The sequence below is a fragment of the Mesorhizobium sp. M0159 genome, assembly GCF_040322295.1.
Taxonomy (GTDB): Bacteria; Pseudomonadota; Alphaproteobacteria; order Rhizobiales; family Rhizobiaceae; genus Mesorhizobium.
This window is the reverse complement of the sequence record NZ_JAMYTF010000004.1, coordinates 66860-80694: the sequence shown is the minus strand read 5'-3', so window position 1 is coordinate 80694 and position 13835 is coordinate 66860. Positions and strand designations below refer to the sequence as shown.

The following is a 13835-nucleotide window of genomic DNA, read 5'->3' as shown; positions in this document are numbered from 1 at the left end:
TCAGACAGCTGCGATCGCAGTGACCTCTATGCGGAGGTCGGGATCGGCGAGACGCGCCTCGACACAGGCGCGCGCCGGCAGGCGCGCAGGATCCACCCAGGCATCGTAGATGCTGTTCATGGCATCGAAGTCGGCGATCTGCGGCAGGAAGATGTTGATCGCCACTAGCCTCGACTTGCTGCTGCCGGCCTCGACGAGGAGCGCCTCGACCTTGGAGAGCACGTCGCTCGTCTGAGCCTCGATGCCGGCCTTGCGGTCGTCTGCCACCTGGCCTGCGATGTGCACGAGGCCGCCATAGACGACTGCCTGGGACATGCGGGAGCCGGACTGGAAGTACTTGATCATATCAGATCCTTTCGAGGTTCTCTTTTTTGGAAGTGGCCGCGATATCTGGTCAGCCGAAATAGGTGGGAAAGGCGTGGCGGACATACCCGTCCGCGTCGGCGCCGAAAATCACGCGATAGCGATCGAGGCAGGTGCAGGGGTGCGAGATGCCGAATTCAACGACGTCACCAACGGCAATATCGTCGCCCGACGCAATTGTAAGGAAGGCGTGCTGGTCGTTGAGCTTGAAGACCTCGGCACGCGCTTTCGGCAGCTGCTTGCCGGCACGAAAGATGGTCACGACCTTCGGAAAGCCCTGGTCGAACGACACGTCGCGCATGCCCATACCGCAGATAGCAAGGCCGGGCTCCGGCCGCGACAGTACCTCGGCCCACAGGCGCAAAGCCGGATGGAAGGAATTTCGTGCGGAAGCACTGACGCCGCCGATCGCAAAACCGTCGCGGGCATCGAGTGCGCCGAGCGACCTGTCGTAGACGCCATGGTCGTGAAAGAAGATGGCGCCGCTGCGCAGCACCAACGTGGCATTGCCGTCCCTGGAGACGAGGGGCGAAAGCGCTGCGACCACCTTGTCGAAGTACACCGAGCCGCCGGCGGTGACGATCAGCGGGGTGTCGCCGCCGACGCGGGCGCGGAGCCGCAGGAACATATCGGCTGTCATTGCCAACAGGGCGGATATCGCCTCATCGGTGCGGCCAGGATCGGCTTGCGCCGCGGCACCTTCGTAGGCTGCGACGCCGGCGATCAGCAGCCGCCCTCCGGCTGCTACAACCGCGTCGGCGATCGCCTCGGCTTCGCCGGTGGTCCGGGCGCCTGCCCTTCCCACACCAAGTTCGACGAGCACGCGCAATGGCGGCAGCGTCGCATTGGCGCGCCAAGCTTCAGCAAGCGCATTCACTGCGTCGAAAGAGTCGGCAAAAACGTAGAACTCGGCGCTTGGCCAGGCGCCGACAAGGACAGCAAGTCGGTTCGCACCACCTGGTCCGCCGACCTCATTGGCGATGATCAGCCGAGAGAGCCCGGCTCTGAGCATCACTGTGGCCTGCCTTATGTCGGCGACGGTCGTGCCCCATGCTCCGGCCTCGATCAGCGACCGGGCAAGGTCAGGCGCCATCGGGGTCTTGGCATGCGGGGCGATCACGGCGCCCTGTTCTCGCGCATACCCCAGGAACAGGTCACGATTGGCGATGAAGGCCTCCTCGTCGAGGGTCAACACCGGCAACGACATACGTCCATGCGCTGGATGCCAGCGCTCAGATGCGACAAAGCTGCTGTCCAGCCCGAGGGTGCCAGGCGGCACGCCGCGGATACGATCGTCGAGCAGGAAATTTTCACGAGTCGCGAGCGACAGTACGGGTGAGTTTTCGGTCATCCGATGCTAGTCCTTTCGCTTTCGCAGGATGAAGTCCGGATCGATTTCCGATGCCGGCCACACCCATGAGAGAGATACGTGCCAAAGCGTTACTGCGGACCGATCATCGATGCCCACCATCACCTTTGGGATCTCGGCCTCGGCCGCCATCCCTGGCTCACGCCCACGGCTGGCGAACGCGGCGGTCTGGGCGAGCTTGGCCCCTTGCGGCGAAACTACCTTCCTGAAGATTATTTGCGCGACGCCGGCCAGCACTGTGTCGTCGCCACCGTCCATGTTGAAGCCGGTTGGGCCGGGGATGACTGCGTCGGTGAAACGCGGTGGCTTGAAACCCTCGACAAGTCGCGCGGCGTGGCCGCCCGTTACGTCGTTCACGTACCTCTGGCGAACCGCCAAGCGCCGGCGCTGGTCCAGGCGCAGGCGGCATTCGACCGTGTCGTCGGCGTACGCGACATACTGAGCTGGGATCCGAATCCCGCCCGTCGTTTTGCCGCCCGCGACGGCATCATGGACGATCCGGCCTGGCGTGCCGGCCTGTCCCTGCTTGGGCGCCGCCGGCTGGTTTTTGACCTGATGGTGTTTCCGCGCCAGCTCACCGGCGCGGCGCGCCTCGCAGCGGCCTTTCCGGACCAGCTCTTTGTTCTCAACCATTGCGGCAGCCCGATCGATCGCGATGCGGACGGGATGCGGGTGTGGCGCGAAGGGCTGCGGCTTTTGTCGGAACGCGAGAACGTCGCCATCAAGATATCGGATCTGGTCGCCTACGATCATGATTGGACGCTCGACAGCCTAAGGTCGGTTGTCATGCATTGCATCGACTGTTTCGGTACGTGGCGCGCGATGTTCGGCAGCGACTTTCCAGTCGCCGGCCTGCATGCATCGTTCGATGCGGTGTATGACAGCTTCAAGGCCATTGCAGGAGAGCTTTCCGCGGACGAGCAGACGGCACTGTTCTACGGCAATGCACGGCGCATTTATCGGCTGGAGGATATGTCATCGGCGGGCCTGCTCTCTGCCTGAGAGAAGCAGCAGCCCCAGGATCAGCGACCCGAACAGGATACTGCGCCAGCCGGGCGATGCGTTGACCACGGTGATCAGCGCCGTGATCGTAACCAGCAGGATGGCGCCGGGGATGGTGCCGGCATAGGTGCCGAGCCCGCCGAGGATCGAGGTGCCGCCAAGCACCACGGCGGCAATCGAGGCGAGCAGATAAGGATCGCCGATACCGACATAGCCTTGTCCGTTCATGCCGAGGACCAACACACCGGCAAGTCCCGCACAGAAGCCGCTGATGCCGTAGACCGCCAGCGTGGTCGAGGCGACGGGAACCCCGGACAGCGCCGCGGCGAGCGGATTGGCGCCCATCGCGAATATCCGGGCGCCAAGGGATGTCGCATGCATCGTGGTCAGAACGATCACTGAAATGACCACCCACAAAAGCACGCCTGCCGGAATACCGACCGGCCGCGCATTGCCGAGCCAGCGGACCAGCGGGTTCTCGGCGGTCACGGCACTGCCGCCGGCGATGATGATCAGCAGACCTTGCAGGAATGTCGCCATCGCCAGTGTCATGATCATTGGATGAACGCGCAACAGCGCCACGCCCAGCCCGTTCACCAGACCGATTGCGCTCGTCAACGTGAGAACTGCAAGAACGGCGGTGAGCCCTGTCGGATCCGCCTGCCACGAAAGCAGCGGCAGGCTGACAGCGCTAACCGTGACGATCGCCGCGACGGAAAGGTCGATGCCGCCGGCAATCACCACGAAAGTTTGGCCCGCCGCGACCAGGCCGATCACCGCGCCCAATTCAACCAAATAGCGCAAATGCCCATAAGCGCCGAAGCCAGGTGAAGCGAAGCTCGCCGCGATCCATACCGCCGCAACTATAGCGATCGTAAGGAAGGGCCGGCTGCGCAGAATCGTCACGGCGCGCCTGCCGCTCACGCTGTCTTTCCGTGCTGTCATTGCTGCACCTTGCGGAATTGCGGGATGGCGACCGCCCCGATGATGATGAGGCCCTGGGCGACATATTGGGCGACCGGCGTGAAGCCGAGGAAGAACATGACACTGATCATCAGGCTGAGCAGCAGGCTGCCCGCAAGAGCGCCGCGCATGGTACCCTGGCCGCCGAGGAAACCGATGCCGCCGAGCACTGCGGCGGCAATGGAATTCAGCGTGAACGCCGTGCCGATGACTGGATCGCCCGAACCCGTTTGCGCGGCGATGAACAGGCCGGCGCCTGTGCAAAGCAGTCCGCTAATCGCGTAGGCGGCGATCCGGGCACCGTCGACCGGCACGCTGGAGCGGTAGGCGCCGACGGGATTTTCGCCTGCAGCATAGATGCTCAAACCAAGCGGCGTGGCGAGATAGAGTTTCCACAAAAGCACGATGAGTACCAGCAGCACGAATGCCGCCGGCGTGTTGCCGGCAAGCAGGTCCGACAGCCACTCGGGTATGGCGCCGCCCGGCCTCGGCAGGATGAGCAGGGCAGCGCCGCCGATAATGAAGGAGCCAGCGAGCGTCACCACGATCGCCGGCAACCGAAGTTTCACGACGATGAACCCGATCGCGGCACCGATGCCGAGACCGGTCAGCGCCACCGCAGCGGCACCGCCGGCTACGCCCAGCGGCCCAGTCATCGTCGTCGCAGCGATCACCGCGCCCAGGCTGACCATGGCACCGATGGCCAGGCTTATGCCGCCGGTGAGCATGAGGATCGCCTGGGCCATGGCGACCAGCGCCAGCGGAAACCAGCTCTGGGTGAATTTCGCGAAACCGGACGCTGTCAAGAGGCCGGGAAACAGGGAACCGTAGGCAATGACGAACGCCAGGACCACAGCGAACAGGCTGCGCACGCCGACATTGCGGCGCAGCTGAACCGGCCAGTAGAGCGCGCCGGCTTGGCTTGAGGATGCAACCGCGCTCATGCCGCAACTTTCTGCTGTTCGGCACCCATTGCGGCGGAAACGATGGCTTCCTCGCTCAGTGCCTCGCGCTCGAGCATGGCCACGATGCGGCCTTCGCGGACCACGCCGACGCGGTCGCAAAGGTGCACCAGTTCGGGTGTGTCGGAACTGAGCAGCACGATCGCCTTGCCGGCGGCGGCGAGTTTGCGAAGCATCATGTAGATCTCACGCTTGGTCTCGACATCGACGCCGCGCGTCGGGTCGTTGAGGAGAAGTACAAGCGGCTCGTGTGGCATCCATTTCGCCAGCGCGACCTTCTGCTGGTTGCCACCTGAGAGTGCCTGCGCCGGGCGGTCGAGGTCGCCCTTTATGGCAAGCTGGGCGGCGAGACGCCTTGCCATATCGCGCTCGGCACGCCGGCTGCGCAGCTTCAGCGCCGGCAGCCTTGCGAAGGCGGGCAGCATCATATTGGTGATGATGGGATGGATCAGGTGCAGGCCTTCGCGCTTGCGGTCAGCCGGGACATAAGCGAGGCCGAGCGCATTGGCGTTCGGCACGCCGCGGGGCAAACCCGAAACACCGTTTACCGTCGCGGATACCGTCCTGGCGGGGATCGCGCCGTAGAGGCCAAGCAGCAGATCTTCCTGCCCCTGCCCGACCAGGCCGCCAATGCCAAGCACCTCGCCCGTCCTGATGTCGAGATCGACGTCGCGCATCAGGCCGGCCGAAAATTTACGAACCGAGATGGCGTCGGCCGGCGATGGCGAAGGCCGCCATCGTGGAAAGAGATCGCCGGGGTCGCGGCCGACCATCAGCCGTACCAGTCCGGCGGCATCGGTTCCTTCCAGCGAGCAGTCCGCCGTGCAGGTCCCGTCCTTGAGCACGGTGACATGCTGGCACAGCGTCATCACCTCGTTCAGTCGGTGTGAGATGTAGAGAATAGCGATGCCCTCGCCCCGAAGCCTCTCCAGCAGGTCGGTGAGGATTTTTGTCTCAGTTGCCGATAGCGATGAGGTGGGTTCGTCGAGAATGAGCACGCGCGGCCGGCGGTAAAGCGCCTTGGCGATCTCCACCATCTGCCGGCGGCCGAGGGACAGGTGCCCCACCGGCGTAGACAGCGGTTCGTAAAGCCCGACAAGATCGCATGCGGCTTTGGCCCGGACGGCAAGCTCGCTGTAGTCGATCAAGCCGAACCGTTTGGGATAGGCACCGAGCCCGATGTTTTCGGCAATGGACAAGCTGGCCGTCAGGCTCAGTTCCTGCTGGACAACAGCGATCCCGGCCTGTCGCGCATTAGCGGGGGTCATGCGCGAGACCGGGCGCCCATCGACCTCGATCGCCCCGCCGTCCGGGCGCAAGGCGCCGGACAAAAGATTGATCAGTGTCGACTTACCTGCGCCGTTCTCGCCCAGCAGCGCATGCACGCGGCCCGGCTGGAGAGCGATGGAAACGTTGCGCAGAACGGGGTTGCCGAAGAAGGACTTCGACACCCCCCGCGCGGCGAGAAGCGGAGCCGTGGTTGTCAATGCTACAACCCTTCAGGCTTATTTCTGGGCCAGCAGCTTCTTAAATAGATCCTCATCGTACGGCGAATAGATATACCCGTCAGCCGGGAAATCCTTCGCCCGGGCGAGGTATTCGTCGATGTTGGAATTGTCGATCACCGGCAACGGGATCTTGACGAAAGCCGGCACATCCTCGCCTTCCAGTGCCTGGACGGCGGTGTAGGTGGCGAAGGCGCCGAGCCAGTTCGGCTGCATCGTCGCCCAGCTCTTCAGGCCCTTTTCCTTCCACAGTTCGAGGAACTGGCGCGCATTCTCGCCGGTGATCGGCACCTGGTCGCGGCCCTGCTTGTCGAGCGCGAGCACGGCGCCCGCCGACAACGCGCCGCCCAGCGACAGGATGCCGTCGATTTCGGGGTTGGCGAAAAGTAGGCTGGTGACGGCCTCTTGGGCGGGCGCGACATTGTAAGGCGTGTTCGTCTCGGCAAGCACCTTCACATCGGGATGGGCCTTAAGCTCGGCATCGGCGCCTTTGCGCCGGTCGTCGCTGACCGAAACGCCGGCTGGGCCATTGAGGATGAGGATCTTGCCCTTGCCACCGATGGCGTCGATCAGGAACTTGGCCGCCTGGTCGCCCCACTGTGAGGAATCGGTGTTGACCTTGGCGGTCACCTGGTCGGTATCGACGAGGCTGTCGAAGTTGATGATGGCGATGCCCTTGGCGCAGGCGTCCGCCAGCACGCGCGCCGGCGCGGTCGACGAACCAGCGATCAGGATGATGGCATCGACATCGGAATCGATCATCGACTGGATCTGCTGAATCTGGACGTTGGCGTCGCCCTGGGCATCGGTCACGACGAGCTTGTCCACCAAGCCTTGCTTTTTCAAAGTCTCGACTTCGGCTTCTATCGTGCCCTGTGTCTGCTTCATCCAGGTCGGCACTGAATAGATATTGGCCCAGCCGATCGTATATGGTGCTTTGCGATCGCCCTTGATGCATTTAGCGGCGGCGTTGGCTTGCGAACCGGCGCCGAGGCTGAGGAGAAGGCCGAGGCAAAGGGCACTGGCGGATGCGAAAAACGAGGATTTCGTCATGATTGTTCCCTTCTGAGGTTATGGCCTGGGCGTGCGGGGTCGGGACGAGAAAACCCGCCGGTTGCCGCATCTCGGAAAACCGCCTGTTTTCTCGTCAGGACTTTCTGCGCCTGGCTCGTTATTGTCCGATATTTCAGACGTTAGGCCTGTATATCGGACAAATGGATGCTAGACTGAGCCTTGACATCTTTCAAGCGTCTTGAGACGAGGGCCGAAATGATTTTTGCGCGGGTGCGGCCTACATGAGCGATGGCGTCACTGGTCTAATTGAAACGGAAGCCGGCGCAGAGCCGCGCAATGGCGAGCGCCGCCGCGGGATCGACCGCGTCATCATGCTACTCGAGGCCCTTCTGCGGCACCGCGCGCCGATGCGCGTCGGCGACATCGCCAAGATGATCGGCGCGCCGCGTTCAACCACTTATGAAATCGTCAACAGTCTGCTTGAAGCCGAAATGCTCGAAAATGTCGGAACGGAAGGCTACGTCTATTTCGGAAAGGCGATGCATCTGTTCGGCTGGGCCTACTCACATCATAATGCCCATTACCGGCGCATCATCGAAACCCTGGACAGACTAGCCGCGGAGACGGGCGAGACCGTCCAACTGTGTGGCCTGCGCGGGAACAAATACGTCGTCCTTGATTGCCGGGACTCTCCTGGCCCGTTCCGGATTTCAAGCGATGTGGGAGTCGAGGTTCCGATCCCGTGGACGGCGTCCGGAAGGTTGCTGCTCGGCCATATGAGCGAGCAGGAAATACGGGACTTCATTGCGCCTGGCGACTACAAGCTTCCCGACGGCCGCGTCATTGCACCAGCCGAGTTCTTCGGCGATGTCGCTCTGGCGCGCCAGCAAGGTTTCAGCGAGACGGCTGCTCTGGCCGACCGCTTCACGTGGTGCATGGCCGCGCCCATCCGCGACGGCAACGGGGCCATCAACAAGACGCTTTGCTTCGTGTTGCCCGTCGACACACCGGAAGCGCGGCGCAGCGAATTGCTTGCCCTGCTATGCGAGCGCGCCCGTGGGTTGTCGTTGGCGGGAAGCTAGTAAAAAATCGGCACGCGAAGATCCGGAATAGGCTCCGTTCGTTCAGCCGCAGCAGCGAAGCCGGAACTGGTACTCCGGTGAGTATGGCAAAAGCGGCAGCGCGCTCCTGCTACCAGATGTTCTAATTATTTGATTTCTGGATTTTTAGTACGGGTCGCCCGACAACATTGACCTCCTAATGAGTATCTTCAGTCGGGCGAGGTCGCGACGGATGCGAGGTCCAAAATCATCGCTATAATCGCCCTCGAGTGTAGCCAGACGTTCGACAAGCGAAACCTTGGCGAGGTGCTGCATCACTATCTCTCCGGCCACATCGCGCTAGCCACTTGTCTAAGCTGGCTGGAATTCCGCGGAGTGCCCGACTTCCTGCAGGGAAGGCCACGACTGGCACAATGGTATAGATCCTTCGTGGAACGCCCTTCAATGCGTGCCACACCCTACGACGGCGACACGCGAGATTGATATCGATCGCCAGGCTTTCGAATCCAGCATGTGTCGGTCATCAGCCAAGCATTCTCGAAGCCAAGAGAAAGCCTGCGCTGCAGCCGGCCAGGACCGCGGTTGCGATCCGCGCGCGCGGATCGGGGAAATTTCGGATGCAATGATGTTTCGGACTGCTCCCGACGGCATAGATCGCTCGTGGAACGACGTGCCGCACGCTACGACGGCGACACGCAAGATTGACATCAATCTCTATGCTTTCGAAATCCAGTATGTGTCGGTCATCAGCCAACCGTTCTCGAGACCATTTGCTGGCCGCCCTCGATGGTATTGCGCGAGACGGGTGACCTTGCCTCGGGCAGCCTTGAGGGCAGCCTTCAAGGCCTTTTCTTCGTCACTGCGCCTGGCTCCGCTGGAGGGGTAAAACCCGCATGGCATAAGAGACCGTACAGGAAACGTATCGCCAGCCCTTTGCAGAAGCATCATGAAGCCTCGTTGGTCTTCAGCCGTGAACGGCAGTGCCATCCTGCCAGCGTCGGACAAATTCGAAAGCCACCGTTCCGGCACGTGCGTCACTCCGGCAAAGGCGCCACGACATTGAGGTCTGGCAGATCAACTGCCTGCGTTGCATCACCGGATACCACTTCGACATGGGCGTAATGGGCAAGATTGCTTTGCGCGCGCCGGCTAGTTCTTCGTCGATCTCATAGGCAATCACGCGCCCTTGAGAACCCGTCAGTTCAGCGAGGATGGCGGTGAAATAGCCGACACCGGCGCCGACCTGAAGGACGGTCTGGCCGGGAGCGATGTTCACATGGTCGAAAACCAAGGCCCAAAGCAACGGCAAACCGCTGTGCAATCCGCGTTTTTCGTCAAGTGAGACCAGAACGTCGTGGCAAATCTCATGAAGTGCGGCTGAAGGGCTGGTATGGACCGCCCCGATCTGCAACCTCGAATGGATGCGCCATGGCCCGTTGCCAAGGTAGTGTTCGCGCGGAACCTTTGCGAAGGCCTCGATGACCGCAGGGTTGTGTAAGACCGGTGACGCGACACGCAGGTCTTCGGCAAATCATCGGCGCGCTGGCATCGGTTCTTGTCGGCATGGAATATCGGCTCCCGGATTGCGCGTACCCGAGTCATGCTCTCAGAAAACCGAACGGCGGCAAAGGGTGCCTATCCTCGCGTCCGCCCTGCAGTCGAAGTGATTCGGAGCCGTTGGATCAGGCAAGCTCCGACTTGAGCACGATCATTGCAAGCTCGCGCCAAGTTCGAAATTAGGCCAAGACAGCGCTCGTGCATCCACGTCGGTGATCAGCATATGGCCCGGCGAGACTGTGATGGAGATCGCGAGTTCGGCACGAGCAAGAGCGTCTTGGGCGGTCAGGCTGCTCGCCCAGAATACAGGGATCTCCCCGTCCAAGACTTCGACGGCATCACCCCAGTCGGGAGCCATCAAATTTCGGATGCCGACCGTCGTGGGCTCTCCGACATGGATGGGAGACCCGTGCGCATGCGGAAAGCGCGCGGTGAGCACGCGAACCTTGTCGACTTCGCTATGCCGTATCGGACGCATGGAGACGACCATTTCGCCACCGAACGGTCCGACTTGGGACGTCTCGATGTTGGTGCGGAACTTGGGGGCGGTTTTTCCACGGCCGATACGCCGGAGTTTCACGCCTCGTTCGACAAGTGCGGCCTCGACGGTGAGCGAACTGCCGAGCGCGAAGGCCGCAAAGTCATCTCGCCACAGGTCGATGATGTCTGTGGTCTGGCGGATCATCTCGCCGAAGTGATAGATGCTGTACTGTGGTGCATCGGTCCGGATATCGATATCGCCCAGCGCAGGCAGAAATGGGCTGCCCGCACGGCTCACACCGACCAAAGGGCAGGGTTTCGGATTGCGGACACAAAACTGATAGAAATTGGCGGCAAAGCTGCGCGGCACAATCACGACGTTGGCCTGGAGCTTGCCGCGCGCAAGCCCTCCTGTATGCCCTTCATAGGCACCCATCCTGACGAGTCTGCGCAATCTGCCCGCATCGACCATTCGCAAATCCTCGTAGATCGGTAAAGTGATCGGGCGAGCCATGGCTTCCAACGGATGCGCGTTTCAACGACACGTCGAGAGCGCGTAAGATCATCGGCGGGTCTGCCGCTTGTCAAATCATCAGAATCTTTCCTCATTGATAAATCGTATTTATTGGCCGGCGAAGGATGGCGCTTTTTATTAGCTTTTGCTCATATTTATTCTCATTGACACTCGCGGCAGCCGATCGCTTCTATCTGTCGGCTTGCCTCATGCAAGAAACCAAGATCGCGGTTCATGTAGAAGAGCAGGAAAGCCGCATAGAGTACAAAGACGAGACTGAACACCAGCGTCTTCACGACCAGCGACAGTGCAAAAACATTCAGGTGCGGAGAGGCCCGCGCCAGGAAAGCCAGCACAATGTCGGACAGGAGCATGCTGATGATGAGTGGGAAAACGAGGGTCAGCGCCATCGCCACGATGCGATTCAGCAGACGCAGGAATATTCCCGCAGCATCCTTGCTGAATACAGGCAGAAGACTGTCGATCGGCCACAGGCCGTAGCTCTCGTAGAGACTGGTCAGGGAAAGCTGCAGGCCGCCGGCAGCCAGGTAGATTGTGACCATGATGACCGCGAGCAAGGTGCCGGTAGCACTCGTCTCGTGCGTCATCATAGGGTCGATCAGCGTCCCCATCGTAGAGCCCCGCTGCAGGTCGAGGATGTCACCGGCAGCCTCTGCTGCCCAGAACGGTATCCCCATACACAGCCCGAGCGTTACACCGACCACAACCTCCTTGAGAATGTAGGCTGCGATCATCGTGGTCGTGACGTCGCTGTTCGTCAGCTTGCTCACGACCATTGGAAAGATTGGAACTGCCAGCGCCAATGCCACGCCATTGCGCAGAAGCCCTGATAGCGGCACACGCGAAAACAGCGGCATCAGAAGCATGAAACCACCCACGCGTGCGAGCGCGAAAGCGCCTGCCAGGAGATAGACCTGAAGGTCTTTGACAGATGCGAAGAGTGGTTCGACCGGCACCTGCGTGCCTCAACGTGTGACGACGGGGAATTCGTCCAGAGCCGTCGATGCCTGCTGCGCGATCTGCTGGCCAAGCACAGGACCTAAGACGATGATGACCAGCAGGATCACGACAAGCTTGATCGTCTGCGGCAGCGACTGGTCCTGAATCTGTGTCAGCGCCTGGGCAAGGCCGACGAGGATGCCGACCGCCAGTGCCGCAATGATCGCTGGGCTGGACGCGAACAGCACCGTCAAAAGCGCGCTTTGGACCTTCGCCAGGATGAAGTCATTGCTCATGCGTACCCGCCGTGTCGTCAGGCGTAACTCAGGATCAGGCCATGCATCAGGCGCGACCAGCCATCTATGGCGACGAAAAGGAACAGTTTCAGGGGAATCGAAATAAGGACCGGCGAGACCATGATCATGCCGAGCGTCATCAGGATATTGGCGACAACGATGTCGATGATGAGGAAAGGAAGGTAAAGCAGGAAACCGATCTCAAAGGCTCGGGTAAGCTCGGACGCAACAAAGGCCGGAACAAGAATCGAGAGATCGTCGTCCTTCAGGTTCTGCCGCGCCTGTTCCGGCCAAAGGCGGCTCGTTCCATCGAGAAAAAACTGCCGCTCCTGCGGCTGAGTGAATTTCATAAGGTGTCGCTGCAGTGGTTCCCTGACCAGTTGCGCTGCCCTGGCGAGGTCATCGGTCGTCTGGAACTGAACTTGCCCTTCTTGAAGTCGGCCAGACATCTCGCTCAGCAACGGTGTCGTGACATAGACGGTGAGCACAAGCGCTATGCCGTACAGCACCAGATTGGGTGGCATCTGCTGGACGCCGAGTGCATTGCGGATGAGAAACAGCACGACCGAAATCTTCAAGAACCCCGTCATCGTGACCACCGCCAGAGGCAGCAATCCGACGAAGCCGACGGCGATCAGAATACCAAGGAGATTGGGCGAATTCTCAAGCATTATCGAACATACGAACGATCCGCACGCCCAGGCTTTCCCCAATCCGCACGATCTCGCCACTGCCAACACGTTTACCGTTGCCGATGATGTCGACAATCGCCTCCGTTACATCGGGGAGCGGAACGATGGCGCCGGGCGCAAGCTGCCTCACCTCTCCCAGAGGCATTGCCGTGCGGCCGATTTCGAAAGCGAGTACAACCGGCAACTCGTCCAGAGTTGACTCTTCCAAGGTCTGGCCAACTGACGGCGGCGAGTTCTGATTCATGGTCCACTCCCAATTGGATCCGGCGACGGGGGTCGGCGCGGCAAGCAATTGCGGCCCGGCGGCAGTCAGGGCCACCGATGCATAAAGGTGCTCGGCAATGATGAGTGCCGCGTTGCGTTCTTCCGCCTCATTCCTGAAAAGCACCACGTCGCCAGCCTGGAGGCTTTTCAGCTCGCCAAGGGTTACTTTGAGTGCGCCACGCCGAAGGCAGATCGGCAAAGGAAATTCGGCCGGGATCGGCGGTCTGGCCTTGGCGATCTCGTCAAAAAGACGGCCGATCCGAACCGCCAGGCTGGCGTCACTCGTGTTCAAGACGCAGTCAATCGTCTCCTGGCTGTCAGTCAGGACAAAAGCCAACGGGGTCTCGCCCGAAACCGAAACTGCTTCTGTTTGTGTGACCGAGGTGAGCGCGATACTGTCGCCCAGCTTGGCCTCAATCCATTCGAGATCCTCTTCAAACGCGGATTCCAGCAGCAGTGCGGCGTGGGCGGGGGCCAGCCGCTTCATGTCGACCAGTTCGTCTGCCCTGGCGAAGCCTCTTTCGACCACGGAAAGCGGCAGGCGCAATTTGCCCATCGTGTCTCCGACGGAGAACGCAATGGTGTACCACCGCTGGTCCGCAGGGTTCGGCGCCGGCCAGACGGCGGCAATCGGCACCGCCCTGCCCGCGATCGTGATTTCCGCGTGCGCGCGCCGGCGGTAGAAGGCGTTCAATGCCTCAACGTCGACAGACGCAACAGAGTTCAGCACCAGCCGCTCGCCAACGCTCGACCGTGAGGCCTTGCATTTTGCCGGCTTTACCTGCGCTCTCGTTTTTCCCGACGCAAAGGCTTGGGGCATCACATCCATATTC

General features: G+C 61.4%; 14 protein-coding genes. 2 read left to right on the top strand and 12 right to left on the bottom strand.

Features of this window, described 5'->3' with window-relative positions:
* Positions 1–345, bottom strand: coding sequence for a RidA family protein (locus NKJ32_RS05555; protein ID WP_352623087.1), 345 nt, complete (start codon positions 343–345; stop codon positions 1–3).
* A gap of 49 nt (positions 346–394) precedes the next feature.
* The gene (locus tag NKJ32_RS05550; protein WP_352623086.1) at positions 395–1714 is read right to left on the bottom strand and encodes an alanine racemase; all 1320 of its coding nucleotides are present in this window, start codon (positions 1712–1714) and stop codon (positions 395–397) included.
* Positions 1715–1792: 78 nt separating this feature from the next.
* On the opposite strand from NKJ32_RS05550, the gene NKJ32_RS05545 reads away from it, so the two are divergent.
* A complete protein-coding gene (locus NKJ32_RS05545; protein ID WP_352623085.1) occupies positions 1793–2734 on the top strand; it encodes an amidohydrolase family protein in 942 nt (313 codons plus the stop codon).
* On the opposite strand, the gene NKJ32_RS05540 is transcribed toward NKJ32_RS05545, so the two are convergent.
* From NKJ32_RS05540 to NKJ32_RS05525, 4 genes are read right to left on the bottom strand one after another with little or no spacing between them, the layout of a single operon-like run.
* A complete protein-coding gene (locus NKJ32_RS05540; protein WP_352449116.1) occupies positions 2708–3679 on the bottom strand; it encodes an ABC transporter permease in 972 nt (323 codons plus the stop codon). The genes NKJ32_RS05545 and NKJ32_RS05540 overlap by 27 nt on opposite strands.
* Entirely contained in the window at positions 3676–4641 is a 966-nt protein-coding gene (locus NKJ32_RS05535; RefSeq protein WP_352591481.1) for an ABC transporter permease, read from the bottom strand. Before NKJ32_RS05535 ends, NKJ32_RS05540 begins: the two co-directional genes overlap by 4 nt.
* Positions 4638–6146: a sugar ABC transporter ATP-binding protein gene (locus NKJ32_RS05530; RefSeq protein WP_352623084.1), complete on the bottom strand. Its 1509-nt coding sequence runs from the start codon at positions 6144–6146 to the stop codon at positions 4638–4640. Before NKJ32_RS05530 ends, NKJ32_RS05535 begins: the two co-directional genes overlap by 4 nt.
* An 18-nt stretch (positions 6147–6164) precedes the next feature.
* On the bottom strand, positions 6165–7217 hold the full coding sequence (locus NKJ32_RS05525) for an ABC transporter substrate-binding protein (RefSeq protein WP_352470927.1): 1053 nt from the start codon (positions 7215–7217) through the stop codon (positions 6165–6167).
* Between the two features lie 242 nt (positions 7218–7459).
* On the opposite strand from NKJ32_RS05525, the gene NKJ32_RS05520 reads away from it, so the two are divergent.
* Entirely contained in the window at positions 7460–8260 is an 801-nt protein-coding gene (locus NKJ32_RS05520; protein WP_352623083.1) for an IclR family transcriptional regulator, read from the top strand.
* Positions 8261–9203: 943 nt separating this feature from the next.
* Here NKJ32_RS05520 and NKJ32_RS05515 read toward each other — a convergent pair.
* The 6 genes from NKJ32_RS05515 to sctQ all read right to left on the bottom strand — a co-directional run bounded on the left by NKJ32_RS05515 (position 9204) and on the right by sctQ (position 13831).
* Positions 9204–9758 (bottom strand): rRNA adenine N-6-methyltransferase family protein, encoded by a 555-nt coding sequence (locus tag NKJ32_RS05515; protein WP_352623091.1) that lies wholly within the window; start codon positions 9756–9758, stop codon positions 9204–9206.
* A gap of 189 nt (positions 9759–9947) precedes the next feature.
* Positions 9948–10790, bottom strand: coding sequence for a D-glutamate cyclase family protein (locus NKJ32_RS05510; RefSeq protein WP_352826997.1), 843 nt, complete (start codon positions 10788–10790; stop codon positions 9948–9950).
* A 161-nt stretch (positions 10791–10951) separates the two neighbouring features.
* Positions 10952–11767 carry a type III secretion system export apparatus subunit SctT gene (gene sctT, locus NKJ32_RS05505; RefSeq protein WP_352786186.1) on the bottom strand — a complete coding sequence of 272 codons (816 nt, stop codon included), beginning with the start codon at positions 11765–11767 and terminating at the stop codon, positions 10952–10954.
* A 9-nt stretch (positions 11768–11776) separates the two neighbouring features.
* Positions 11777–12046: an EscS/YscS/HrcS family type III secretion system export apparatus protein gene (locus tag NKJ32_RS05500; RefSeq protein ID WP_352467364.1), complete on the bottom strand. Its 270-nt coding sequence runs from the start codon at positions 12044–12046 to the stop codon at positions 11777–11779.
* Positions 12047–12063: 17 nt separating this feature from the next.
* The gene (gene sctR / locus NKJ32_RS05495; protein WP_352826995.1) at positions 12064–12717 is read right to left on the bottom strand and encodes a type III secretion system export apparatus subunit SctR; all 654 of its coding nucleotides are present in this window, start codon (positions 12715–12717) and stop codon (positions 12064–12066) included.
* Positions 12710–13831, bottom strand: coding sequence for a type III secretion system cytoplasmic ring protein SctQ (sctQ, locus tag NKJ32_RS05490; protein WP_352826994.1), 1122 nt, complete (start codon positions 13829–13831; stop codon positions 12710–12712). The genes sctR and sctQ overlap by 8 nt, the downstream gene beginning before the upstream one ends.
* Between the last annotated feature and the right edge of the window lie 4 nt (positions 13832–13835).